This window comes from Microbulbifer maximicatervae (SeqCode), from assembly GCF_052467505.1.
In genome coordinates this window covers 3263095-3288708 of sequence record NZ_CP174313.1, presented here as the reverse complement: position 1 = coordinate 3288708, position 25614 = coordinate 3263095, and the positions used below count along the sequence as shown (strand labels likewise).

At 48.2% G+C, this 25614-nt stretch carries 22 protein-coding genes; 5 read left to right on the top strand and 17 right to left on the bottom strand.

The features are described from left to right. Positions 1-7: 7 nt before the first annotated feature. The 11 genes from ACJJIN_RS14585 to ACJJIN_RS14535 form a co-directional block, all read right to left on the bottom strand. Positions 8-670, bottom strand: a complete 663-nt coding sequence (locus ACJJIN_RS14585) for a hypothetical protein (protein WP_282934292.1) — start codon at positions 668-670, stop codon at positions 8-10. A gap of 23 nt (positions 671-693) precedes the next feature. After that, entirely contained in the window at positions 694-1698 is a 1005-nt protein-coding gene (locus tag ACJJIN_RS14580) for a VWA domain-containing protein (RefSeq protein WP_413664370.1), read from the bottom strand. Beyond that, positions 1695-2777 carry a vWA domain-containing protein gene (locus ACJJIN_RS14575; RefSeq protein WP_282934290.1) on the bottom strand — a complete coding sequence of 361 codons (1083 nt, stop codon included), beginning with the start codon at positions 2775-2777 and terminating at the stop codon, positions 1695-1697. The genes ACJJIN_RS14580 and ACJJIN_RS14575 overlap by 4 nt, the downstream gene beginning before the upstream one ends. Then, complete coding sequence (locus tag ACJJIN_RS14570) at positions 2767-4071, bottom strand: hypothetical protein (protein ID WP_444895210.1); 1305 nt, start codon at positions 4069-4071, stop codon at positions 2767-2769. Before ACJJIN_RS14570 ends, ACJJIN_RS14575 begins: the two co-directional genes overlap by 11 nt. 38 nt (positions 4072-4109) lie before the next feature. After that, positions 4110-4904 carry a MotA/TolQ/ExbB proton channel family protein gene (locus ACJJIN_RS14565; protein ID WP_282934287.1) on the bottom strand — a complete coding sequence of 265 codons (795 nt, stop codon included), beginning with the start codon at positions 4902-4904 and terminating at the stop codon, positions 4110-4112. Between the two features lie 24 nt (positions 4905-4928). Next, on the bottom strand, positions 4929-5138 hold the full coding sequence (locus ACJJIN_RS14560) for a hypothetical protein (protein ID WP_413664372.1): 210 nt from the start codon (positions 5136-5138) through the stop codon (positions 4929-4931). A gap of 9 nt (positions 5139-5147) precedes the next feature. Next, entirely contained in the window at positions 5148-7238 is a 2091-nt protein-coding gene (locus ACJJIN_RS14555; RefSeq protein ID WP_444895209.1) for a PEGA domain-containing protein, read from the bottom strand. A 273-nt stretch (positions 7239-7511) separates the two neighbouring features. Then, positions 7512-9068, bottom strand: a complete 1557-nt coding sequence (locus tag ACJJIN_RS14550; protein WP_444895208.1) for a tetratricopeptide repeat protein — start codon at positions 9066-9068, stop codon at positions 7512-7514. 102 nt (positions 9069-9170) lie between these two features. Then, complete coding sequence (locus ACJJIN_RS14545) at positions 9171-10391, bottom strand: hypothetical protein (protein WP_413664375.1); 1221 nt, start codon at positions 10389-10391, stop codon at positions 9171-9173. A gap of 17 nt (positions 10392-10408) precedes the next feature. Further along, entirely contained in the window at positions 10409-11200 is a 792-nt protein-coding gene (locus ACJJIN_RS14540; protein WP_444895207.1) for a hypothetical protein, read from the bottom strand. Between the two features lie 536 nt (positions 11201-11736). Further along, a complete protein-coding gene (locus ACJJIN_RS14535) occupies positions 11737-13035 on the bottom strand; it encodes a hypothetical protein (protein ID WP_413664377.1) in 1299 nt (432 codons plus the stop codon). A gap of 618 nt (positions 13036-13653) precedes the next feature. On the opposite strand from ACJJIN_RS14535, the gene ACJJIN_RS14530 reads away from it, so the two are divergent. The 3 genes from ACJJIN_RS14530 (at position 13654) to ACJJIN_RS14520 (ending at position 16768) form a co-directional block, all read left to right on the top strand. Then, positions 13654-14718, top strand: coding sequence for a branched-chain amino acid aminotransferase (locus ACJJIN_RS14530; RefSeq protein WP_444895206.1), 1065 nt, complete (start codon positions 13654-13656; stop codon positions 14716-14718). 342 nt (positions 14719-15060) lie between these two features. Further along, complete coding sequence (locus tag ACJJIN_RS14525; RefSeq protein ID WP_444895205.1) at positions 15061-15663, top strand: Yip1 family protein; 603 nt, start codon at positions 15061-15063, stop codon at positions 15661-15663. A gap of 76 nt (positions 15664-15739) precedes the next feature. Further along, complete coding sequence (locus tag ACJJIN_RS14520; RefSeq protein WP_444895204.1) at positions 15740-16768, top strand: alpha/beta hydrolase; 1029 nt, start codon at positions 15740-15742, stop codon at positions 16766-16768. Positions 16769-16770: 2 nt separating this feature from the next. Here the strand turns inward: ACJJIN_RS14520 and ACJJIN_RS14515 are convergent, their stop codons facing one another. Beyond that, positions 16771-17283: a hypothetical protein gene (locus ACJJIN_RS14515; protein WP_444895203.1), complete on the bottom strand. Its 513-nt coding sequence runs from the start codon at positions 17281-17283 to the stop codon at positions 16771-16773. Between the two features lie 219 nt (positions 17284-17502). On the opposite strand from ACJJIN_RS14515, the gene ACJJIN_RS14510 reads away from it, so the two are divergent. Both ACJJIN_RS14510 and ACJJIN_RS14505 read left to right on the top strand, forming a co-directional pair. Then, positions 17503-18798 (top strand): parallel beta-helix domain-containing protein, encoded by a 1296-nt coding sequence (locus ACJJIN_RS14510; RefSeq protein WP_444895202.1) that lies wholly within the window; start codon positions 17503-17505, stop codon positions 18796-18798. After that, positions 18788-19948 (top strand): SO2930 family diheme c-type cytochrome, encoded by a 1161-nt coding sequence (locus tag ACJJIN_RS14505; protein WP_444895201.1) that lies wholly within the window; start codon positions 18788-18790, stop codon positions 19946-19948. The genes ACJJIN_RS14510 and ACJJIN_RS14505 overlap by 11 nt, the downstream gene beginning before the upstream one ends. A gap of 101 nt (positions 19949-20049) precedes the next feature. Here ACJJIN_RS14505 and ACJJIN_RS14500 read toward each other — a convergent pair whose 3' ends face one another. The 5 genes from ACJJIN_RS14500 to rsxC all read right to left on the bottom strand — a co-directional run bounded on the left by ACJJIN_RS14500 (position 20050) and on the right by rsxC (position 25613). Then, complete coding sequence (locus tag ACJJIN_RS14500; RefSeq protein ID WP_282934272.1) at positions 20050-20757, bottom strand: TetR/AcrR family transcriptional regulator; 708 nt, start codon at positions 20755-20757, stop codon at positions 20050-20052. 332 nt (positions 20758-21089) lie between these two features. Beyond that, entirely contained in the window at positions 21090-21803 is a 714-nt protein-coding gene (locus tag ACJJIN_RS14495) for an electron transport complex subunit E (RefSeq protein WP_444895200.1), read from the bottom strand. Beyond that, positions 21803-22507, bottom strand: a complete 705-nt coding sequence (gene rsxG, locus ACJJIN_RS14490; RefSeq protein ID WP_413664384.1) for an electron transport complex subunit RsxG — start codon at positions 22505-22507, stop codon at positions 21803-21805. The genes ACJJIN_RS14495 and rsxG overlap by 1 nt, the downstream gene beginning before the upstream one ends. After that, a complete protein-coding gene (locus ACJJIN_RS14485; protein WP_282934269.1) occupies positions 22507-23559 on the bottom strand; it encodes an RnfABCDGE type electron transport complex subunit D in 1053 nt (350 codons plus the stop codon). Before ACJJIN_RS14485 ends, rsxG begins: the two co-directional genes overlap by 1 nt. Beyond that, positions 23559-25613, bottom strand: a complete 2055-nt coding sequence (gene rsxC, locus ACJJIN_RS14480; protein ID WP_444898261.1) for an electron transport complex subunit RsxC — start codon at positions 25611-25613, stop codon at positions 23559-23561. The genes ACJJIN_RS14485 and rsxC overlap by 1 nt, the downstream gene beginning before the upstream one ends. Position 25614 lies beyond the last annotated feature (1 nt).

Below are 25614 nucleotides of genomic sequence, written 5' to 3'. Positions count from 1 at the left end.
ACTCCTCTTATTCAGCCTTTTTGGCTTTCACCTTGATTTCTCTCAGTGATAGCGATCGGCGCTTCCCAGAGAGAAAGGCCTGTAGTTCAGGGACTTTCCCAAACCCGGTATAAAGATTTGCTCCGGCATCGCGCAGGGCGATATTTATCGCCTGAGTTAATGCCTGTTCCTGGGACTGTAAAAATGCGGTAGGGGTTTTTCCGTAAGCGGTTATTACCCAGTTGGCAACCTGTCCGCCACTGGGGTCAAATGCGGTCATGTTGTATTTAATCCATACCTCAAAAATATTGACCCTTGTCTCTCTGGGCATTGTGAACTGCAGCTCTCGCACTTCTGGAACTATCACCAGTTCGACATTGGCGGGGACTTCCTGTGGATAACTGGATAGAGATACGGTATCGGTAAACATGGAACCCAGTACTGTTTCAAACAGATTTTTTTGTGCTCTGCCTGTGCTTATATTCCATTCTTCACGATCTTCACTGTCTTCTTTATAAGTGAAACTTTTAAAGTCTTCACTGAGGTAGAAGCCTACTGTTATTGGCAATTGATCGCCTATTGGGGCTGGGTAATTGCCATCCACCTGTACTGTATGACTGCAAGCACCCAGGAAGAAACTTACAAGAATAAGTACCTTTAGGTGTCCAAAGGAAGTCGACCTATACCTCATATGTTCCTCCTTGAATCATTTAACTAGCGAAAGTCATTCAACCCCACGAAAGTGCCGCCGTTTCGATAGGTGAGTTCGCGCATAAGGGCCGCAAAGCGCAGTCCTGTGGTTTGTAGGTGTGGAGGGCGAGAGAACTGTACAGGGAATCCTACTGCATGGATTCTGATATTTCGTTTTCCCTCACCGTGCTTAGCATTTACCCGTTCGACAGCTAACATAACCCTGCGGATTGATTTTCCGGTGAATTCATCGCCAAGCACATAAATACTGATTTTCTTACTGGGATCATAAAAGCTGCGGACGGCTTTCTGGATACCTTCAACAGGGCTGGAGTTACTAAAAGGATTCCAGGACTTCAACCGCTTTAGTATCGCTTGGCGGCGCCCAGGGGTATCTGGTATCCACTTGTTTCGATAATTGAAGAACATATAGTCCCCCATATCATTCATGACCTGGATACCTTTAACATTGGGATAAAGGTCTAGAGTATTGACCATCTCCGCCATCATTCGGTCCCAGCCGTAATTAAACATACTGCCGGATGTGTCGATAATGAAGAGAATGTATTCGCTGTCGACAGGGATTCCGCCAATAACATTGTTTTTACGCTGGTAGTTCTCGCCCAGTAGGCGACGCATTTCATCAGTGATGGATTGTAGTGCAATGGTCAGCTCACCTTTGAGTTTGCCATCCTCACTTTGCCCTTCGGTTTTACTGGCAAATTCCGCTTGAAGTGCTTCCAACTCACCGCGCAGGTTGGCAATTCTCTTGCGCTCGATATCGATTTGTTCTCGCTTTGAATTTAGATCCCGGTTGATAACTGTGGTCTCACCACGGATTTCTGCCAGCTGTTGCTGTAGTTCCAATACCTGCCCTTCAAGGTCTACTTCAGCTTCCTCTAATACAATCGGTTCTGCAGTCTTGGCGATCATCAGCAGCAAAACAATTGCGCCAAATCCGCAGCAGATAACATCCAGGAAGGAAATGCTGAACTCCTCCTGGCGACGCTTTTTTTGTGCTCCTATCATGGCCAGTCCCTCGAAGGTGCAAGGAAAGAGCCTTTGCTTTGCATCGCCAGCTTCCAAAATTCACTAGCCGCAAATGGGTCCCCCTCCATAGGGGCAAGAATGACATTGATGGGGATATTCTTGGGGAGCACTTTTACCGCGCGCTTGAATAGACTGCGCCTGTCTCTACCCGAAATAGTGGGTTTTCTGGGCGCACTCATCCCTTGGGTCGGTAACCCATCGGTAATGAGAATAATGTTGTCGGGCAGTGGCGTCATAGCGTTAATAGCGTTAAATACTCTCTCTAGACTGGTACCATTTTCTGGCACTACTTCATCTAGCCCTTTGATAGCCTGGTCCAACTGGTCGCGGTCATCTACATTGAGCCAGCGATCTTCTGTACCGGCTATTGCGGCACGAAAAGAGGTATTAAAAGTATAGATCTGGTATTGGCTATCCCTGGGAAACTGAGCAGTAAGCCAGGAGACTGTGCTGACGGCCCTGCGCCATTTTTCAGTTTTGCGTTTGACCGGTGAAGACATGTTACGGGCGCGTATTATTTTAATAAGCTCGTCGCCGAGCATGGACGCAGATGAATCCAATAGTATCAGGATGCGATTACCGCCTAGGCGCAGGCCGGTGAGGTATTGACGGTCCCCATCACCGACAAATTTACGAACGTTATTTCCCAGCTTTTTATTTTCTTCCTCAAGGTTCTTTTTCGCCTGCTCCAGTTTTTTGAGTTTATCTTGTAGCCTCTTGATATCCTCTTCTTCATCGATACTGTCGATTTCAGCGATATTGCCTTTGGTTTCCTCTATTTGCTCCAAAATGCGCCTGGCAAGCCCTTGAGCCTCAACCAGTTCATCACTAACGACATCCAGAGTATTTCTGGCTTGAACTAAGTGTTCCTGTCCAAATTCCACCTCCTCTTCCAGAAGGTTCACCTCTGCAGTGAGATCTTCAGTCTCTACTTCAACTTGGTGATCGGAGCCGTGTTTGATAATAAGAAAAATTAACGCTACTGCCCCAAAACCACAGGACATGATATCGAGGAAGGACAGGCTAAATGTGGAAAAACGACGCTTTTTACGCCCCATATCGCTCCACGCTAATCGCAGTTATCACATCTTGATAATCTGCAACTCCAATTGTATCGCCGGCGTTGAGATTAACGGGTGACTCAATCTCTTTTCCATTGAGTGTGAGCTGAATTCCAGCATCCACCCGCAAAGCAAGTCTGCCGGCATGATTTGTGACTGTTGCGGCAGGGTGCTCCGGTGGTGTTGGGGTGACTTGAAATTTCTCGTCATGCCAGAAAACGAATAGAGGTTCCTGGGCGGCCAGTGCCTTGTGGCCAAAAAGTAAATGTGTCGCTACGGTTTCTGAGGATTTCTCTACATGCACCTTGACCTCGCTAGGGGGGAGGGCAGTGACAGAGTTGATCAGTTTCAATGTACTGCTATCACTGCGCAATTCTTTCCAGTGATGATTGATGGCATGTGCAATGGAGTCTCTTGAGAGAAGATGTACACGTTGGGCCAATTGAATTCCCCCTGGGATATCAGCCCAGCGATGGGAGATAAAACTCACACTTTGACTTTCCTCCAGGTTTTCAATCATTGCTCGTATACGAGAAAGGAGAGGGGTTGTTGCATCTTGAAGCTGCCGCAGGCTGATCTTTGCTGTTCGATCATCAAGTTCAGCTAGAACTTCTCCGTGACGCATCGCTCGATCAGTCCACTGGGGCATCAAATCATAGAGTTGCTGTTCTGATTCAGCTGAATGTAGCGGATCAAATCGGCACTGCATAATAAATGCATCGGTAAATACGCGAGCCCAGGATTCCTGGAAGTTGTGTAGTCCTGCGTCGGCAACAGTTTCTACTGTTTTCACCGTGGCTTGCTTATCCACAGCAATCTTTGTTACCAGTGTCTGGTGGAGTTGTAGGTCGATATGCAGTTGGATTCCAGCAGGAGCCAAATTACCCAGGCACGCGGTTGCTGCATCAACAATGCCTACGATATTGATATCGCTGACTTTAATAACTCCCAGAAGTAAGGCCAGTTGTTCGTGGGTAAAATTGCCGGGAACAGCGAGAACAATTTCATCGGGAAGGTCACAGTGTTCCGCTATTTCCTGAAGGTGGCAGTAGACCAAGTCGGCATGGTGGCGGCAACGTTGATTTTCTGACTTTAGCGACTCGAGGCTCAGTCTTCTCCAAAACTGGTTGTTAACCTGAGTCGGGTGGCTCCTGGCACGCATTTGAGCTGAGGTACCAATATGAATTTTATTGTGTTCAATAACTGCAATTCCAGGACTTTCCAGTACTTCGTTAGTATTTGAAAATACACGTAATCCGCAGTCATTTATTTCCAGGACGCCTTGTCCCATGGGTTTATTCCTCGCTACGACTTATTCAGGTAAAACCGCTAGCTGATTTTCAGGAAACGCAGTAAGCGGTTGTCACAGTAACTTTGTGTATCCAACACCAGGCGCTCCTGCATGAGTTGTAGCTGGTGAGTGAAAAACATAATGACGATACTAATTACCAGGGCGATAAAGGTAGAGTTAAACGCGACCCCCAGACTTACCGTCACGCCAGCTATATCCCCCTCTACGGCTCTATGCGCCTGTGATAATGCTTCGCCGATACCTCGTACCGTGCCAATAAAGCCGATAGATGGAATAGCCCAAGTAATATAGCGAACCATTGCCAGTTCAGAATCGAGTCTGTCTCCCTCAGTTTCGCAAACCTCTTTTACAGAGTTGGAAACGGCGGCGACATTCTTAGTAGAACCGAATCGCTGCAGGGCGGTGAGTAGTGCCCTGGGAACTAAATATCGTCGTTCCTCTTCAGGAAGGGCTTGTATCGGGCGGGATAAATCACGGGTATCCTCGGGAAGAATAGGAGTTCCCTCGCTGATATTAAGTAGAGCTTTGTCCAGTAATTTTCGCTCGCGAATGCTTCTCTGTGCCTTTAGTCCCATAATGGCCATTGCCCACAACATCAGAACAAAGCAGGCCTCTTGCTCATAGTCGCGCATCACAATGTAGATAGAGCGTTGTTGAACGTAGGTTTCCCCAGCGGCCTCCCTCGCCAGTTGCTCCTCAATTAGCGCATCTGCATTAGGGCGAATAATGGCGACATAAATCGCGTGGACCAAAATAATAGACCCCAGAAGAGCAAAGACCTGGAAGACAAAATCTGATGATTTAAATTTCATGGCGATACTCGCTAGAAGCTATTTCTATATATCTACGGGAAAGGAAACCGATAAGTCTTCGGAGATTTCTTCCGAGGCCTTATAGTCATCTGAATTACTTTTATTTCTAGTTATTGGTGCTTCTTTCTTGGGGATTACTGCCGCTGTTTGTTGGTTCTCTTCCGGCTTGTTTTCATCTTCTGCGTACGCGAAGTTGATAAATAGAAGCAGTAAAGTAAGTAATAAAAATTTCACACTAGTCTCCTAATTCACCCAGCGGGCAAGGCGGAAGCCAATATCATTACGAGCGGACTCTCCGTAATCACGGTAGGAGAGGCGTAACTCAGTCAACCCCGAATGACGCCAACTGGAACCACGTATTACATGGAAGTCCCCATCCTCTGGACCGACAGGGTTTTCTTCGATACGTCGGGATAACCCGGTCCCTATCGTGTATAGATCGTGAATCCATTCAGAGACATTTCCACCTAAGTCATAAATACCAAAAGCATTAGGACTGTAGCTACCTACCGGTGAGGTAGCTGCGTAACGATCACTGTAGGTGCGAAGGACTGCAGGAACTAGTTTTGTGGCAGTAGTATCTGCGTAGTTTCCGGAATTGCTCTTTATTGGTAGCTCATTTCCCCAAGGGAATTTTTTCATGGTGCCTTGATCGTATCGTGCAACCCAGGCCCATTCGGCTTCAGTCGGTAAACGATAACCGTTGGCTGCGCCATCAAAGCCGACAACACGCCCGGCTTCCGTCAAATAGACTGGTGTGAGACCGTCTCTTTCACTGAGCCAATTGCAAAATAGCACTGCCTCTACCCAACTGACATTTACAACTGGCAGATTGTCATTGTCGAGACTGACACCATTTATATGGCTTGAGGTATGCAGGCGCTTGAAACGCCGATATTCCCGGTTAGTAACTTCAGTGGTCCCAATATAGAAAGGCCGATTTAGAGATACCTGACGCATAACCTCGTTTGCCCGCCGCCCCTGTTCTCGCCGGGATGATCCCATGGTAAATACGGCGTTGGGGCGCATGAGTTTCATGGTGCCGCCAGCTGCGTGACGCAAAGTTGAGGGGGTTTCTCTCCAGCGCGCTTGTTCGGATGTAAGCAGTACCGCCCTGACAGTTTGCTCCAGTTTGGTGCTGGGAATGACACGAGTGTCAAATTCCTGGTAGCCCTGTTTGCGTACGACAATGTTATGGCTGCGAGCTGGTAGGTTAAAAGTTTGTCCACTGTTCCCGGCGTATTGACCATCAATGTAAACTTCCGCATCTGGAGGGACGCTACTGACGTGTACCCTGCCGTACACAGCATTTAGGTTTATATTCAGGTCACGCTGTGTTCCAGCACCGAGGTCAACAGTGTGCTCAATAGAGGCGTAGCCATCCTTGAAGAAGCGAAGTCTATGTCTGTGGCCGGAGGCCAATTTCAGTTCCAGTGGGGTATGACCACGAAACTCTCCGTTGACCGTCACTCCCGCTCCCTCTGGGGTGGTAACAACACGTAAAAGTCCATCAGCGGGTCCCAGGCTGACGGTTGCTAGCGTTTGATCGACACCGGCTGTAACAGCGACAGGAATATCGACAGTTTTATGTTCCGGCAGTGAAATGGATACGGTTCTGTCGCCCTGAACTAATTCAGTGGTCAGTGGTGTTCTGCCGAGAACTTTTCCTTCAACCGTGACCGTGGCTCCGGGAGGGTTGCTGCTGACGGTGATATTGGCCCAGGCCGGTCGAAGTGCGGCCTCCAGTGTGTGGGTATTGTCTAGCCCCTCAACATTGATTTCACGGGTGAACGGCAAGTACCGGTCTGATAGGACAGTCACACGCATAGGACCTGCGTTGATTGCTTCCACAAGACCATTTTTATTGGGTACTTCCCGCCCATTAATAAGAATTTTTACTGGTACAGGGGGCGTTGTTTTAACCTGTAGGTGGCCTGGAAGTTTTTCCAGGGAAACGGAGTGACGACTGTGCCCGTCACGTTTTACTTCGACTTCGCCGCTCTGGGGTAAATAGCCTTCAGCACTGATCGTAAATTGATAATTACCAGGTAAAACCAAATGTCCATCGCCCAGAGGAATGGCGAACCCACTGACCTTGATGCGGGCATCAACCGGGTTGGTATCAAAGATTAATGACCGCGCCATAATCAGATAGCTGAGTGCAAAAATAGCGAGTAAAAGGCAACCTGCGACAATCAATGCTCGTCTGGAAAGAAAGAGTCGCGCGCGGGTAGATTTTATTTGTACCGGGGTGAATCCAACAGGCTCAATCAGGCTTTGTTCCTGAACTGGCGGCTTTTCATCCTGGACAGGTACTGCTTCCTTCACTGTCATTTATGTTTCCCTATTGCTGGTACTTATAGATTTTTCGCAATGGCATTGGTTTGGCACGCGTCGCTTTATGCTCAGCCAGCCTGACCAAAGGTGGGTACACAATTTTCTATCTGCAGAAAGCTTAGCTTGCTGGCGTAATCTGCATGGGGATTTATAGGGCGTTTGTCACAGAACACCTCGTTTCGCTCAGCTCAACGAGGTGTCTGTTGTCATCGCAGCTCATTACGGAAAATCTTATTTTTAGAGTTTATGCTGCTGTCTGGGTTCTCTCATTTAGCTATTATTGGCACCGTTTATCCTTTCGGCACATTGGATAACAACTTCCGTTGTGGGCTTACCTGGTTTTACAACAAACTCTTGGCGAACGTCTCGGTAACCTTCTCTGGTACCAATGGCGATGTAGCGCCCAGGTTTCAGCGCGATTTCTCTCTGGTCAAAATTACCTAATTTCCCTACATGGTAAATGGTGACACTGGTGGTTCGATCCGACTTGAATTTAACCGGTAAGGGGATCAGGGCTTGTGTCAGGGCATTTTCAAGGTCTTCAATTTGTCTTTGCAGCCTTGGGGTTTTAGTATTGAGTTTGCGAGCGTCTGTTAGTACTTGTCGGGCAAAATAGTTCCTTTTACCTTCGCCAAGGGTTAATGGGTCTTGAATTAAGTCTTTTAACTGGTCATCCAGCTTTGCTCTGGCAGCAGCTCTAGCCTTGCCTGTTATTGCGTCCACCAGGCTAGAGTCCTTCTTGACCAGATCTGTATAACTTTTTAGGGCTCTGTGCCATTCTTCCTTGGTTTCTTCCATGCGGGCTTGTTGGAGGAGTTTTTCTATCTGCACTCTGTCAGCTTCATTTTGTGCTTGTGCTAAGCCGATATCGGGGGCTTTTGCTGTTGGCTTTAAGTTCTTTGCTCGATGAAAATAGGATTTTGCCGATTCAAATTTTTCTTCGGCAATTGCACCGTAGCCAGATGACATCGCGCTTTGATAATCCCTTTCTGTAATTGCACCCTCAACCTTTGCCAATAGATCCTGAGCATCGGCAGTTTCTGAGTCGATCGCGAGAGATTTCTTGAGCTGTTCCTGAGCCAAATCCAATTTGGCTTGTTTAAATGCCTTTGTTCCTTGAGTTAAGTGCCACCAAGCGAGGGGGAGTTTGTCGGCTCGCTCAATACCCTTAAGGCCTCTGGGATGGTTATTGGATATGGTTAATACCATCTTGAAAGCATCGCTGGCGGAATCCTTATCTCCCTGACTCAGAGCTCGATTACCTTCACTAATATACGTTTCAATACGCTCGGGAATACTATCTTTCAGGTATTCTAATGCCTGGAGTGATTCCCGGTATTTTTCGAGCGCTGCCATAAAATTGCGTTTGCGATAAATTTCATCAGCTTTTAGAGCCAAGTCTTCAGCAGAGTAGAATTCTTCAAAAGCCCATACTTCTACCTTTCGATCTTTGAGCTCTTCTTTGATTTCAAGAATTTCCTGGAGAACCTTTTGAACCTCCCTGCGCTGCTGCATTATTTCTGCATTGCTATAAGGAGATTTTTGGTTGCTCTCTACAGCTGCGCTGTTTCCAGACTGTACGGAGACAATTGTATCGGCTGAACGCTTTGGTGGTTTTACAACTTGAGGAAGCCCCCAAAATACACCGACCAGTGCGCTTACCATTATCACCCCAAGAACGGCGGGCCAGTAGGACCTTTGCTCCCGTTGATGAATAGCATTGGCAGTCGTTGACTTAGGGGATTTAGAGCTTTCCTCTCCGCCGAATGTGAATTCTGCGGGCTCTATATGAACTGTATCTTCCTTGGAGTTATCGCGGTGCTGCATAGTGATTCCGCCGTGTTATTCAATGACCCAGTGAAGATGTTGGGTATTCAGTAATAACTAATCACATTGATTAGCGTGCTTTTTGGGTACCTCTAACGTAATTTAAATGCTGTTACTGACTGCGCCAGTTTCGGCTTCATAGATTTCCTTTAGAATTTCCCGCCATTGCCGATACTGATTTTCAACAGTACCTGTGAGGGTAATAGTGCGATCTTCCAGCTCAACAATTTGCGGTTCTACCTCTGCCTCAATGGAGTCTCCTAATTCTTGCAGAGCTTCCAAATGCATCTTGGCATCGGATTTTCGGTCAAATGCACTTTTAACAAGATAGCCCCCGGCACCGATTCCAACCTGCCCAGCTGCCTGAGCGCTTCCAGTGCCAGCGCCAGCAGCTGCGATACCTCCAATAATGGCTGCTGCTCCCATAATTGTGTGATTGCGGGCTTTGCGCTTTAACTCTCGCATCTCCCTTACTTCTTCATAGCTGCGGGCTCGCCATTCCTGATAGGGAACTTCCATACTTTTGGCGAAGGTGCCGTAGTACTCCTGCAGAGTGTCGACAAACAGATAATCCCTTTCCCGTATTTTTCTTACCCTCTGCAACATGGGGTCATTCTCTGCGGGTAAAGCACTTAAAAAATAGACACCCTCAGCACTTTGAGTTAAATAGCGATTGAATGCCTGGGGAGAAAAATCCCGTGCAAACCGCATCTCAGAAATTGTGCGCAGCTCTACGATTTGCTGATTTGAAAGCTTTTGTCGGTAATTCAGCATATCGTTAGCAATACGGTTATAGATTCCCTGAAAAGCATCTCCTTCAGTAGGGTGCTTTCGGTCGTAGGCATAGTGGGATGCGTTCTCTGAATACTGCTTGGTAAACCACAACTGCCCCCGGGAATCGGATACGGTGATTTCCACCGTCAGCTTTTCTCCATCAGATTGCAAAATACGCCCGGATACGGTCACATCAATATTGGTGCGGCTCGATGGAATAACCCTTACAGCTCCCCACCCCAGGCTGGACTGCAATGAATCGGCAAGTGTGACAGCCATATAGCGGGATTCAGCTTGACGAAGCTCGGGAAAAACAAGCTCATCTTCATCTGCTTGTGCTGTATCGAGACCTGGATTGAATTGAATAACGCCGACATCCAGCAGTCTCTCTTCGGGAACATTGTTATCTTCGATTGTTAGCGGAGTAAATGCGGTAGTTCTGACTTCGGTAGTGGTACAACCATTGATAACAACAAGAGTTAGTAAAAATGCTGCGACTCTTGTTATGAACTGATACTTAACCGGTCGGGTTTTTTGGTTGGTCGACATATCGGCGTTCTCCAAGACTACTGCGTTGCACTTTTATACTTGCGATACTCTTCCCAAAGCTTTTCGCGCAATTCGGGGTCAGTCTCGCGTGTGGCAGCTTCACGAATCTGTCGAGCTACGACGTCATCATCTGTACCACTGGGTATATCGGCGGGCACAACTGCCTGTGAACCACCGTGATTAAAATCACCTTTACGTCCAGAGGCGGGCAGTCCGGGACCGGTTATTTGTCCACTGGAGTTATTATTTTTGGGGCCGTTACCTGATGTTGGGCCTGCATTGGGGGGAGGTGGAATTTCGGCTTCTGCAGATTGAATTAAGTCTTCTAGGGATTCCCCTGCTGGTGGTGCCTCATCCATCGCCTCTTCTTTATTTTCTTCGGAGGCTGACCCCGGTCTGTTTCTTACAAAGTCACGCTCCCGCAAAATCATGCCGTCATAGCTGACCATAGTGGATTCAAACTGGCCCTCAAGTTCTGCAACGCGATCTGCCGATGAAGTGGGAGCTTCATTGGGGGCACTACCGGAACGTGGCGAACCACCGCCGGGTTGCCCAGAAGCTGAACTGCTGGCAGGCGCGCCGCTGGCCTCTGAGTTACTACTGGATGAGCTGCTGCTAGAAGCTGAGCTACTAGATGATGCGCTGGAAGACGAAGATGATTGCTCCTCCTCAGAAAAATCAATTTCTTCGGGAGGCGTTCCATCTTCACCAGACGAAGGATCAGTAGGTTTCTCTCCATTTTGGCTGGTTTGTTCGGGATCCGTATAAATTGGTGTCGATGGATCATTTGAACCGTTTGGGTCCGGCATTTGATCCCCAGGTGAACTTTGATCCCTCGATTCTGATCCGCTACTTCCACTACTGGAGGGCTGGCTCTGTTCTGATCTCGCTGTAGGCATATTCGCACTGGGCTGGCTGGAAGAGCTGCTACTAGGCTGCCCACTGCTCGAAGCCGTTGATTGGCCAGGTCTTTGCGAACTACTGCTGCTACTAGATTGCGATTGTGATTGCGATGCAGAACTGGAAGATGAACTGGAGGATGGTAGAGATGGCATTGCTGGTGGCTGTGACTGAGTTTGTTGGCTCTTGCACCCACCGGTTAAGATCGCCGCCAAAGCAATTGGTACCAGTACATTTGACAAACAGCTGTGGCGGTGAATTTTTTCTACCGCTGCTCGAGGTGTCATCTCTTTCTCTCCTAGACTGTTTGCCGGTGTGACCGCGTGAGACACATGAAGTGTTTTTCCGGTACTAGCAAATGCTCAATGTGGAACTTTAAAAATAGTTGTTATTTGATTATTTGCGTAGATTCCACATCGAGCTGGTGTCAGTGGTGATAGGTTTCTCAGTCGAATATAAAGCGTTGCACAATTCCGCGGGTTTCCACCGCCTCTCCATCTTCAAACCTTGGTCTGAATTTAGCGCGTTTTAGAATGTTTCTAACTTTTGAGCGGATCTTTACTTTATCTGAAGGGTAAGCCCTGAGTATTTTTATATTCCTCGCCTTGCCAAAAGCCGTGACATCATAGGAGACCGTAATCCGGGAATTGGCTAGGGCTTTGCTGTCCGACTCCAAAACGGGGAGCGCGGGTAAAGCCACAGGCCGTCCAAATATGTCCTCAATTTCATCGTTAGAGGCACCGTTATCCCAAAGTGCCTTGTAGGCCTCGCCGTAGGTTTGGCGTGCGGAGTGCCACTTGTTAAACATCATGTACCAGTCGCCGAGTTCAACTTTGGCTTTGGCTGATGCTGCCGGGGGGGACTTGGGGTTTCTTTGGTAGACATCAACGATACGGGTAATGGCTTTTTTCCCGGTGTTAAAACTCTTCATCCGGTAGTGATCTAATTTGGTTCGCTGATGTGAGTCGGGGCCACTACCACCAAAGCTGGCGTTAACAAAAACTGGAGAGTTGGGTTCACCCTTATAGGTGGCCAGATAATAGTTAGTTGCTTTTAATCCGCGCAGGGCATCAACAAGGCGAAGGTCGGTGGAGCCAAAGTTTTTTGTAATAATATCTACCGCCAAACTGTAAAGATTGGTTGCACTAATTAGATGCTCAAATAGCGTGTCCCCTTTTTCCTCCACATAAGCCTGTAAATGCCAACGACTCAAGTTGTTGATTACTGGCAGCATACGGGGGTCTTTTTCGCCGTAATTTTTCTGGTAGAGCCAGTAGAGGTACTGCTGGTTGTCGTTAGCTTCTTCCCACTGATTGAGCGCTATTTGACTCTCGATCAAGCGCTTGATCATAGGGATTTGGCTTAGTGAATAGAGCCCCTCATTGACTCTGCTAATCAGCATTGCACGACGAAATTCAGTGACAGCCTGCTCATGATCGCCAGCTTTCTGTAATGCGGTAGCCAGCCCCAAAAGCTGTTCATCAATACCGGCGCCATAAGCACCATATTGGGCTTCGAGCTCCTCTATACGTTCACGGTAATTTTCTACAGCCTCGGAGGGCCTTAGCTGTCGAGGTGTTTTCTTGAGTGGTTTCGAGGCGGCTTCAATAAAGGCTTTTGGAGGTGCATTAGTTTGGACTGCCACAGGTGCGCCATCGTCGGCCAGGGCGCCATTACACAGCAGTGCTGTGGCTGTAAACATCAAGCCGATAGCAAAGGAATTGCTGGTATCTATCTGTGTCACGATTGAACCACTTCCGTTTCATATTTGGCTTCACCGAATACCAAACAGCTGAGGTTGGAACCTGCACCTGTCAGTTTTCGGGTCTTATTTCCGCTCGCCCACTGCAACAGCGAATACGGCGGAAGTTCTCTCCTGAATGTGGTTCTCTCGACCCTGAGCGCATTGAGGGGGTATCCTCAAGCTCACAGTGACGGCGCGACTGGATGCTTATAAATGCCTGCCTGGCCGCGTATTAGTCAGTATAGCTAGCACTATGTGCCAAGAAGGAAGCTGCGGCGGGTACTTCAGCCACTTAATGCCCATTGCGCCAGCATGCCTGTGACCACCCTTTTGGTTTAGCAGTTGGGAGTGCAAATTAGGGGTGAGGGACTGTAAGTAGATGCCAAAAATTTGTTGATTACGTCCGATATCGCGACTTGGCAGCGAAGTGTAGCGAGTGGCTTGGTTGGCGCTGGTGCCACATCAGGATGGCGGAAGCTAAATAGGTGGATCATCGTCCTAACAAGTATGCTGAATTTGGGGTTAGATTACTGCTGTTGCTGTATCAGAGGTTGATCTATTTGGATTGCAGCGTAACAAGCGCCATAATCAGCTGATTCGAATTCAGAGGAGAGCTCAGTGAGTATCTATATCGATCCAGAGATCGCGGTAAGCCTTCGGGGCTATGAAGCACCCGAGAAGCTGGGCTTTGGAACCGCCATGGCCCCAGTAATGTTTCGCGCCATTTGGCAGGATGGTTGCTGGAGTAGTGGAGAGTTGATCCCCTATGCGCCTCTGACCGTCGACCCTGCTGCTAAGGTACTTCACTACGCGCAGTCATGCTTTGAAGGAATGAAGGCCTATCGAACTTCCGAGGGGGGAGCTGCACTGTTCCGGCCCGAAATGAATGCTGCACGAATGGCATATTCAGCGAAGCGCTTATGTATGCCTCCGGTTCCTGAGTCCCTGTTCCTGGATGGCGTTCGTGTTGTGACTGCTTACTGCGCTGGCCTGCTCCCGAGCAACAGCGGTGAGTCCCTGTACCTGCGTCCTTTCCTAATGGGAACCCAGCCGGACCTAACGGTTTCAGCCAGTAATGCCTATGAATTTTATGTAATAGCTAGTCCCTCGGAAGCCTACCATTCCGGCAATATGCGTTTGTGGGTTGAGAGAGAAGATGCTCGAGCTGCAGTAGGGGGAACTGGGGATGCTAAGGTTGGCGGAAATTATGCCAGTTCTCTACTTAGTATCGGCCGCCTTAAAGAGCGAGGTTATGATCAGTCGCTTTGGTTGAGCCCCTCTAATCGGCAGAGTATCGATGAGCTGTCAGGGATGAATTTTTTTGCGGTCATTGATGGCGCTATATATACCCCAGCGTTGAACGGCTCAATTCTCGAAGGCATCACCCGATATTCTCTGATCCAGCTTGCGGAGGGATTGGGGTACAAGGTTGTTGAGCGGGCGATCCCCATTGATGAACTGTTAGAGCAGGTAGCTTCTGGAGACTGTAGCGAAGCTTTTGCTTGTGGTACTGCTGCAATAATCAGTCCTATCAGCGTAATCGGTGATGGCGATAAGGAGTACGAACTAGCCGATGCCCCAGGTCCTGTTGCAGAGCGTTTGCGACAAGCACTGCTGGATATTCAGGAGGGGCGTTCTGAGGATGCTTACGGGTGGATGCACTCTGTTGAGCCTGTAGTTTAAGTACTAAATCTTCGTACCCGGGCAGTCTCCAAGGCTGCCTGGGTCTAGTAACCAGCTTTTCCCCACCGTAAATCCTGCTTTATCCTTCGCGGGTTTTTTTGTAGCAGTGTTTTCTATTTACTTGTTTCCAAGCGAAACGCTCGCGTAAATATTCCCGCCAATTTAATTGAGTTTGTTGACTTGTGCGACCTTAACACCTAAAAGTGAAGGGGTTAAATAAGAAATAAATTGGAGCTTGAGAGTGGCCTGATTGCGGTACACCTCATTTTGACCAGCAGTTCCAAGATCAATTTGAGCTAATAGGTCTCGCTTATAGTTCCTTGCACAGTCGAGGATAACGAGATGTTGACCCATATGCTTGGCCTTATGCTGCAACCACGTAGACAGTGGCAGCTTATTGGCAGTCTCTCTGAACGTAATCTGCGTAGACAGGTTCCTTATGTCATCGTTCTGGCATTACTTCCTGCAGCTGCGTGGTATTTTGGCACGACACAAGTTGGCTGGACGATTGGCACTGGTGCCCCGGTGAGAATTACGGGACAAAGTGCTTTGGAATTGGTCGCCGTATTTTATTGCACAATGGTTTTGGCTGTCACGGCTATTGGTTATTTCATCCATTGGATGGCCAAGACTTACGGAGCTGAAACTCACCCCCTTAAAGGCGTTGTTGTAGCGGGTTTCACTGCCACGCCTATTTTTATTGTGGGTATTGCAGGGATTTACCCTGTGTTGTGGTTGGACATACTGCTCGCAACTCTGGCGGTTGCTTACGCCGTCTATCTGCTTTATTTGGGAATTCCTATTGTGATGGGTGTTTCTGAAGAGCGTGGCTTCCTTTTTGCCAGTGCAATTATTACGGTGTCACTCGTCATGGCAGTCATTATTATGGTTGCTACAGTTCTATTCTGGAGTTATGTATCCGCACCGGTCTTTTACTCCTCTTGAGTAGTTTGGGCTCGTAGCTATCACTAGATGAAATGTCGTTTCAGGCATTTTCGCCAGGAGATTTAGGGCTGTTGTTGTGGTGGGGATACAAGCTATCGACGTCGTACCCGGTGAAGGGGCTCATATTCACGGGTACGGCGAAGTCTCTTCTATCCTGGCTGTAACGACAATGCGTAAAGTAAATGACCGCCTTTCGGGGTTTCTCGAAGAATTCAACAGCTCTATGAAAGAGCTCTACTCGAAGGGCTTTGAGTTCAACCCCATCAATGTTCGGGAATCGACCACAAAGTTTATAGATAAGTATGTGACCGATATTCCAGATGTTGCCTCGGTACAAGATGGCATTATCTATGCCTCTGGATATGACGTACCTGTAAGAGTCTTTGTCCCCTATCCCGATGAAGTTCTACCTGTTCTTGTCTATTTTCATGGCGGTGGTCATGTAGCTGGAAACGTTTATTCATTTGACCCGATTTGCAGAAAGATTGCCCGGGAGACTCGACATATTGTTGTTGCGCCTGAGTACCGGTTGGCCCCTGAGAATCGCTATCCGAGCGCAGTAACAGATTGCTATGCCGCAGTTGTTGGGGTTTGGGCGGCACTGAATAGATTGGGCTTATATTATCAACCGAGTTTGTCTGTCGCTGGGGACTCTGCAGGTGGCGCTCTGGCCGCCACAATGTCTCACCTGGCTCAATTTGACTACAGCGTTAAGATTAAAAAGCAGGTTTTAATTTATCCGGTTCTCGATTACACCATGCATTTACGGTCCCATGAAGAGAATGCGGTAGGCTATTTTTTAGAGGCACGAAAATCAATTTGGTACTTGGGGCAATATTTTGCTGAGGGGCAGTGTAGAAAAAAAGCATCCCCTCTTTTTATGGATTTTACGGCAGCTCTTCCTGAAACCTTAGTTTTTACCGTGGAGTTTTGCCCGCACCGGGATACTGGGGATATTTACTACCGGAAAGTGGAAGAGGTGGGTGTTAGGTCTGAAAATGTTCATTTTTCCGATATGATTCATCCATTTTTGATTCTTGAAGATTTAGTGAAAGGGGAGTGCGCAAAAGTTTATGCCGGCATGAATAGTTTCCTGAATGACTAAACTTACGGCTTTCCTTTTGTAATTGAGTACTGGTAAGATAATTTATACCCGTTATCAAACTCTAGTATTTCTTCTGAATTTATTGATCTTTCGATCACTATCTCCGCTATTGATTTAATAACTTGTTTAGGTTCTGCGTCCATGCAATGTATGCTCATGGAGTTAATGGCTATGTCAGCGCTAATTACCCGGTGTTCAACAACCTGAATGAGCAGCTGCTTATCACTTTGGTAGAGCTTGAAACCAGGCCCCTCCGTCATCCATTTTTTGTACTTTGTAGCGCCCCACGGCCCTTTGCACTTTATTGCTTGATATTGAGTTGATGATATTTTGATATAGATAGGCTCGCTTCCTTTGATATCTGTACTTTTATCGATAGGTTGTTCTGTGTAGAGGTTTGATCCATTAGGAGCAGAAATCTGTATCGCTATCATTTCGGCAGCAGCGTCAAGCGAGCAGAATACGTAAATAAGAAAACATAAAAACTGATATTTTTTGATTGAAGTGCTGACCATCTTGATTTCAATAAGTGGTTTTTGTTTTTGGGAGTATGGCGCTTAAATGCATTTCTAGGGTTGTCTTTTGTATTAATAATAGCGCCTTGATAACGAGGTGTTGGTTGGATAGTATCAAAGTGTGTATTTAGTCCTGTTTTCACCTTTAAATTGGTACGGAAGTACCAATTTGAGGTTTTAGTAGCTCAATTGACAATAATTTATATAAAAGGTGTGGCTATGAAGACTTTAGCGTATATGGGAGTAATTCTGGCTTTAATAGTATCCGTTGGATGTTCTGAACGGCCTGAATCCAGAGTTGAGGACAGTTCCAATAAGGTTGATTTTCAAAAGCAACTATTAAAAAAACTGATATCTGCAAAGACCGGGGATGTTATTACTATTCCTGAGGGTAAATTCCATATTAATCGTAGTTTATCCCTGAATATTGATGGGGTAACGCTACGTGGAGCTGGCATGGATAAATCTGTCCTCTCCTTTGAGGGGCAAATTCAGGGTGCTGAGGGGATATTAGTTAATGCCAGTAACTTTACTATTGAGGGATTGGCTATTGAGGATACCATAGGCGATGCCCTGAAAATTAATGAAGGCAAAAACATTATCATCAGGGATGTTCGTGTTGAATGGACCAATGGCCCGTCTACCCAGAATGGTGCCTATGGTATTTATCCTGTACAGACTGAAAATACTTTAATCGATGGTGTGGTAGCTATTGGTGCTTCAGATGCAGGGATTTATGTCGGTCAGTCGCGGAATGTTATTGTTCGTAATAGCCGTGCAGAATTTAATGTGGCGGGTATTGAGGTAGAGAATACGATCGGTGCAGATGTTTACAACAATATTGCTGTGAATAATACTGGGGGAATTCTTGTTTTTAATATGCCTAATCTTCCGCAGCCAGGGCACAGTACACGTATCTACAATAACCAGATAAAGAATAATAATACTAAAAATTTTGGTCATGAGGGCACGCCAGTTGCTGCCGTGCCAGCAGGGTCTGGGGTGGTTATTAACTCGAATGATCGGGTGGAGATTTTTGAAAATGATATTTCTGATAATGATACTGCTAACATATTGATCAGCAGCTATTTTACGGCTGGATACTATAGTGATAAGTCTACGCAGTCTGATTTTGACCCATACCCAGAGGGGATCTATATCTATGCCAATAACTTTTCTGGCGGTGGTACATCGCCAGATCATCTTAAGTTAAAAGCTCTGAAGTTAGCTATGTTTGGAATATCAGGTGCATTGCCGGATATTCTTTGGGATGGGGTTGTTGATCAAAGTAAACTGGTGGATGGTCAAATACCTGAAGCATTAAAGTTATGTGTTGATAACGAGCCTGCAGGAATTCTCAATATAGATTTTGGAAATGAGTATAAGAATATATCTACAGATATAACACCTCATCAGTGTCATTTGGAAAAGCTTGCCAAAGTAGTTTTAGATTTTGATTCAAAGCTGGAAAATGAAGACCATTTGGCAGTGATAGAGGTAGCTAATGAAGAATAACAATCAAATAAGTAGGAAGCTTATCTATTCTATTTGGAGCCTTGTATTACTGATTGGCCTTGTGGGATGTGATTCATACAAAAAGGATGTTCATTTATTCCCGGCAGAAGAGGTGCCCGAAAATCTCAGTGCATGGAATTTATTGAGACTGGAGAAAGGTGTGCTCTTCCCTGCGGAAAGAGCATTACCCTACGATTTAAATACGGGTTTATTTACCGATTATGCTCATAAGTTCAGAACCATCTGGCTGCCTAAGGGGGCGTTTGTAACCTACGGAGAAGAACAGTTTAATTACCCTGTCGGAACTATCTTAAGCAAGACATTTTACTATCCACAGGAGAGTAGTGGTGTAGTTCGCCGTACCGATGACTTCTCTGCGGATTATGTTGAGGGGCGCTTTGGGCAGGCACTTGATTTAAATCGAGTCCGTCTCGTTGAGACGCGGCTTTTAATCCGCAGGAAGGAAAATTGGCAGGCGCTGCCCTATGTCTGGAATAAAGAGCAGACTGAGGCAACTCTTGAGATTGCTGGAGATGTGAAAAATTTTCAGTTGGTTGGCCTGAACGGACAACAGGAAAACCTTAGTTATGTAGTACCTGACGCCAATCAATGTGCTGGTTGCCATGCAGAAAAGTTTACTGAAAAAGCCATTTCTCCTCTCGGCCCAAAAGCTCGACATCTGAATAAAGACTATCCCTACGGTAGCGGAGTAGAGAATCAATTGCTGTTTTGGAAGAAGGCCGGCTATTTACGTGGGCTGCCTGATCTGAAAAGTTTGCCGAGAAATGCCAATATTTACGATGCGACTGTGTCGCTGGAGGATCGTGCCAGGGCTTATTTGGATATCAATTGTGGCCACTGTCACAATCCCACTGGGCCGGCAGATACCTCGGGGCTTATGTTGCATCATGGCGAAACTGATTGGCGCAAACTTGGGCTATGTAAACCGCCTATTGCTGCGGGTACAGGGAGTGGAGGGCATTTATTCGCAATAGTACCGGGAGAGCCTGAAAATTCTATTTTGAATTTTCGTGTAGAGTCTACCGCACCTGGGGCCATGATGCCTGAATTAGGTAGAAGCATGGTGCATACAGAGGGCGTTGAATTACTAAAGCAGTGGGTAAGCTCCCTACCGGGAAGCTGCACTTAATCTTTATTGGAAGCTATCTGGAAAGAGCTATATGAAGAGGAGTTGGGTATGGAGGGGACAACTCCATACCCGTTTCCTGGAGACGAGTAATTCAGAAAGATTCAGCCGTATGCTGCAGTTTCAGCAACAACTGTTGCCGCTGGAATTAATCCGTTGATCATCAAGGTGACGGTGCGTTCCAGCAGCGGCGAGTCGATGGCAATAGCACCGCTCAAAATTTCATACTCAAGGTTCAGGATCGTACCGTGAGCAATTTGTGCAGCCGCTTCAGAATCAGCCAGACCCAGTAATTGGAAGAATTCCTTAATCATTGACTCTCTGGCGTGATTGGCCATCCGCACCGCGCGGGTCAGCTGCTCATTGCGAAGCGCTTCATTGCGGAATGCCAGTTCAACCAATCTGCGATCCCGGTCTTCAGCCTGGGTGCGGACATGAGTAAGAATAAAACGGGTCAATTGTTGAATCAGCAGTTTACGACTGCTATGTGACGCCCGCTCTTGTGCGGATAAATTCCGTGCCGCACTAAAACTCTCTTCATGCAGTTGGCGTGTAGCCTCGAGTCCTTGCTCAACAAAATAAGTAAATGAATCGCTGATCAGGTCATTCAGGTCTTTGAAATAATAAGTAGTAGCCGCGAGAGGAACGTTAGCTTCGCGGGCGACTGCACGGTGCCTGATGCCGCGGATACCTTCTTTAACGATCAGTCTCAGGGTGGCCTCTAGAATCGCCTTGCGCCGCAGACGGCTATCTGCGCGTTGGGCCCGGCGGCCGTGGTAGACCAATTCAGACTTTCCAGTGTCTACAGTCATAGCATTATCCCTGTCTTATTGCGTTGGCGCCGATAGCAAGGTGAAGCTGGTCGGCCGTGCCATTCTAGCCAAACAAAATTAAAAAAAGGGAATAATGCTATTACATTCGATTACACGAATATTGCACTGGTACAGCGCAATTAATGTAAAAAAGTGGGGATTTGATGATGTATCTCATCATACTGAAAAAGTGAAAGATGAAAAATCCGCAAGATACAGATTAGTGAGGGGTTCACATTTTGGCTTTTGGTGAAAAAGTTAAGTTCTGCAATCGATTGGCAGGACAAATAGCCATTCAATTGCAGAATTAAATTGGTTAGCTGCTGCTTATCTTAAGAAATTTTTCCGGTAACACGTACGCGCTTTGAGCCTGGAATGATCTTAACTTTCTGGCTTTTATGTCTCTCAATACCGATATCAATGGCGTTTTTTGCTGCGATCAATAAGCCGGCGACAAGGAATGCACCGGGAGGAAGCACGGCAACAAGAACGCCTGGATAGTCACTGCCAAAAATTGAAATACCCCAATCTTTTGCCATTGGACCAAATAACAAGTCCATATCTGAAAATAGCGTGCCTTGGCCAAGAATTTCTCTGACTGCGCCAATGGCGATGAGTACTGCAGTGAAACCTATACCCATCATAAATCCATCTGCCAGGGACGGAAGTACGGGGTTTTTACTGGCAAAAGCATCTGCTCGCCCGAGGATCGCACAGTTGGTTACGATTAGCGGGATAAAAATACCTAGCACCAAGTAAAGCTCGTAGGTATAAGCCTTCATCAATAGCTCAACGCAGGTAACGAAGGTGGCGATGATCATAACGGAGGCTGGTAAACGGACAGTATCCGGAATTTGTCGTCGGATCAGGGAGACCGCAAGGTTGGAGCAGGTGAGAACTCCGGTAGTGGCTAAGCCGAGGCCGATGCCGTTCACTACGGAACCGGTGACCGCTAGCAGGGGACAGAGGCCAAGCAATTGCACCAGCGCGGGGTTATTTTTCCACAGCCCATTTTGGGCGATCTCTGTGTAGCCGGGAGTTGCCATCAGTTCTGCTCCTCAACCGCCGCAGGTACTTGTTCCGAGTCGATTTCAGAGTTCTCAATCTCTACCGCTCGCTTGGACATTGGCGCATTAAATATTTGTTCGTGGTGCTGGGCTACAAACTCAAGCACCTGGTGCACTTCATTGACGACAGCGCGAGGAGTAATTGTTGCGCCAGTAAATTCATCAAAAACACCGCCATCCTTTTGTACTTTCCAATCGGCTGAAGGCGGATTTTTTAGTGACAGGCCGTCAAACTGGAGCACCCAGTTACTTTTTTTTAGCTCGACTTTATCGCCCAGCCCCGGAGTTTCTGTGTGGCTTGTTACCCTGACGCCAGCAATGGTGCCATCGCGATTCACACCAACGAGTATTTTTATTGGGCCGGAATATCCATCTGGTGTGACTGCGGGCACAATGACTGCGGAGACTTTTCCGTCCTCTTCCCGCGCGAGATTGATATCTCCACCTTGTTGCAGGCCTAGCTGATTCCAGTAAGGTTTTGGAATTGGATAGGTGTCTACCAACATGTCATTACTGTGGCGTTCCAATGGAATAATTTCCAGTAGCGCTTTCGCCGAAGCTTCCCGGATAGCTCTCTCAATCGGCTCTTTAGTCGTAATCTGGGTCACTGCGAGTGTACCTGCAGTGACCAGGGCGATAAGAGTGAGAACAGCGGCATTGGAGGCCATTGACTGTTTAAGCATCAGCTCTCCTCCAGGTCGGTAGCGCGTCGGGAGCCCTTGTGGCCATAGGTCCGTGGAAGCGTGTAGTTATCAATGGTTGGTGTTGCAAAGTTCATCAGCAATACAGCAAAAGCCACCGCATCGGGGTAAGTGCCCCAGGCCCGGATTACATAAGTGAGCAGCCCCACACCGGCCCCAAAAATCAGGCGGCCCCGGTTACTGGTGGCACCGCTGACAGGGTCGGTAATAATAAAGAAGGCCCCAAACATGGTGGCTCCAGAAAATAAATGCAGTACGGGGGATCCCTCTGACAAGGAACTGCCGCTGTCGTAGAAAAACAGGGAAATCAGAGTGAGGGTGGCGAGCATGGCAACCGGTGCATGCCAGGTAATAATGCCGCGAAATAATAAGAACAGCCCACCTAACAGGAATCCGAAGCTGACGGTTTCCCAACCGACTCCAGCAAATGTGCCTTTATTGAGGACCGGCTCCATTTCATAGAGCTGGGAGAGAAGCACTGACTCATTTAATCGCACGATTTCCAGCGGTGTAGCGCGGGTAAAACCATCGACATTGTAGCTACCGATTACCAGAGAGAAGGCTTCCTCCAGGCTGGGTGTCCCGCCGATAACCTCTGCAGCTCCCACCCAGCGGGTCATATCTACCGGGAAACTAATCAGCAGGACAACATAGCCCACCATTGCGGGGTTAAATGGGTTGTACCCCATACCGCCATAAAGATGCTTGGCCAGGACAATAGCCACCGCAGTGCCCACTATCGGCAGCCACCAAGCACAGTAGGCCGGAAGCGCGATACCGAGCAGCAGTGCAGTTACAAAAGCACTGCAATCCCGCAGATAGAATGCTGCCGGCCTGCCGCGTAATCTCATTACCGCTGCTTCACACAGAAGCGCTGTGATTGTGCACAGGGCAATATTGATCAGTACTCCGATACCGAAATAAATCACCATCGCCAGCACACCGGGTATGGTAGCCGCGGCGACTTGTAGCATGACTTTAGTGGTGTCATTGCCGGAACGGGCGTGAGGGGAGGTGGCGCGCATCAGAGACATTATTGCTTTCCGTCCTGTGCTGCTTGTTGTTCGCGCATTTTGTCTTCCAGTTTCTTTTGTAGCTTCTCCAGGGCACTTTCGAATGCGTCCAGATTGGCATCATCTTCATCCCGAGCCTTTTGCAGGCGAGTCTCAGCTTTGGCGACGCGCTTGCGCAGTGCTTCGATATCTGCAGCAAGTCTGTCGGCGTCACTCATCTGGGCCCGCGCCTCTGCGGAGGCACGGGCTTTGGTAATTGCCCGCACAGCTGCATTGGTTTCTTCCTGGTTGGGCTCCCGGGTGGTATCCCTATCGGCGCGTCGTTCGGCAAGGGTCAACTTGTGTTGTGCTTCCTGCAATTTCACTTCAGCAGCTTTGAGTTGCGCTGCCAATTGGTCGCGCTGGCTCTCATCGGCAGCTTCCAGTTTATTGCGGATGCGTTCCACCCGGCTCCCGGCACTGGAAAAAGTACGCTGGGCGCGGGCCAAAAGCTGCTTAGGATCCTCCTGGCGGGACTTAACTCGCGCCAGGGCGGCGGCGACAACATCTGCTTCCTGCTTCTCAGCTTTGGCAGTCGGAGATTCAGGGTTTTGTTCCCTTTGCTGGCGAGCTTGTTCAGCGGCTTTGCGCCGGGCTTCGCGTTTCGCTTCTTTCTCTTTTTCAGCTTTTTCAAGACGCAACTTGCGGAATTCGAAACGATCGCGTGCGCGATCGGACTTTTCTTTTTCCGCTTCAGCAGTGCGAATTGCACCTTTGGCAGCGCGGTAGTACTGAACCAGGGGAATCGTACTGGGGCAGACGTAAGAGCAGGCACCGCACTCGATACAGTCAAACAGGTTATAGGCCTGTAACTTCTCCCGTTCGTCGGCGCGGGCATACCAATAGAGTTGTTGCGGCAGCAGGGAAGCCGGGCATGCCTCTGCGCAAAAACCGCAGCGAATACAAGCTTGGGCCACCGGTGCTGGCGGTAGCTCCTCACGGGTCGGTACCAGCAGGCAGTTGGTGGTTTTTACGATCGGAGCGCGTTGATCGTCAATCGTATAACCCATCATCGGACCGCCGATGATCACCTTTTGCATCAGGCCCCGATGGACACCGTGGTATTTGAGGATATGTTCTATGGGAGTGCCGATAGGTACATCGATATTGCGCTGCTGCTCCAGCGCTTTGCCGACAACAGTCGTCACTCGGCTGATCAGGGGTTCGCCAAACCGAATCGCGCGATATACCGCGCGAGCAGTGCCGACATTCTGGCATACAATCCCCACGTTAGCCGGTAGCCCTTTGTTGGGCACTTCTCGGCCGGTAAGGATTTGAATCAGCTGTTTTTCGCCGCCGGACGGATACTTTGTGGGGAATACCACGATATCGAATCGAGTGCCTTCGACAGCTTTGCGCATCGCGCGGATAGCTTTGGGCTTATTGTCTTCGATACCAATCAATACCCGTTCGGGTTGGTCGAGGATATGGGCAAGAATTTCCACGCCGGCAATAATTTCGTCGGCACGCTCCCGCATAAGCATATCGTCGGCAGTAATATAGGGTTCACACTCTGTGCCATTGATAATCAAAGTATCAATTTCGGCGCCGCCGTGAGGGTCTAGCTTCACAGCGGTTGGAAACCCTGCACCGCCCATGCCGGCAATACCGCAGTCGCGGATCTTGTCCAGAAGCTCTATCGGTGAAACCTGAAGGTAATCTTCGCAGGGGGTGAGATCGCACCAGGCATCGTCGCCGTCTGTGCGAATGACAATGCAGTCCTCCAGCAGACCCGAAGGGTGTGGCACTGGATAGGGTTCAATGGCCATAACCCTGCCGGAGCTGGGAGCATGCACTGGACAGCTAATGAAACCGTCGGCCTCGGCAATCTTTTGTCCCTTTAATACCTTATCACCGAGGTTCACCAGCGGTATGGCGGTGGTACCAGAGTGCTGTAGCAGTGGTACGATCAAGTCCTCGGCGAGGGGGATCACTCCTATAGGCTCACCGGTACTCTGGTGTTTGTTCTCGGGAGGGTGCACTCCGCCGGGGAAGTCGTTGGGGCGCAGCTCGCGCGCTTTTTCACTGGCAATCAGT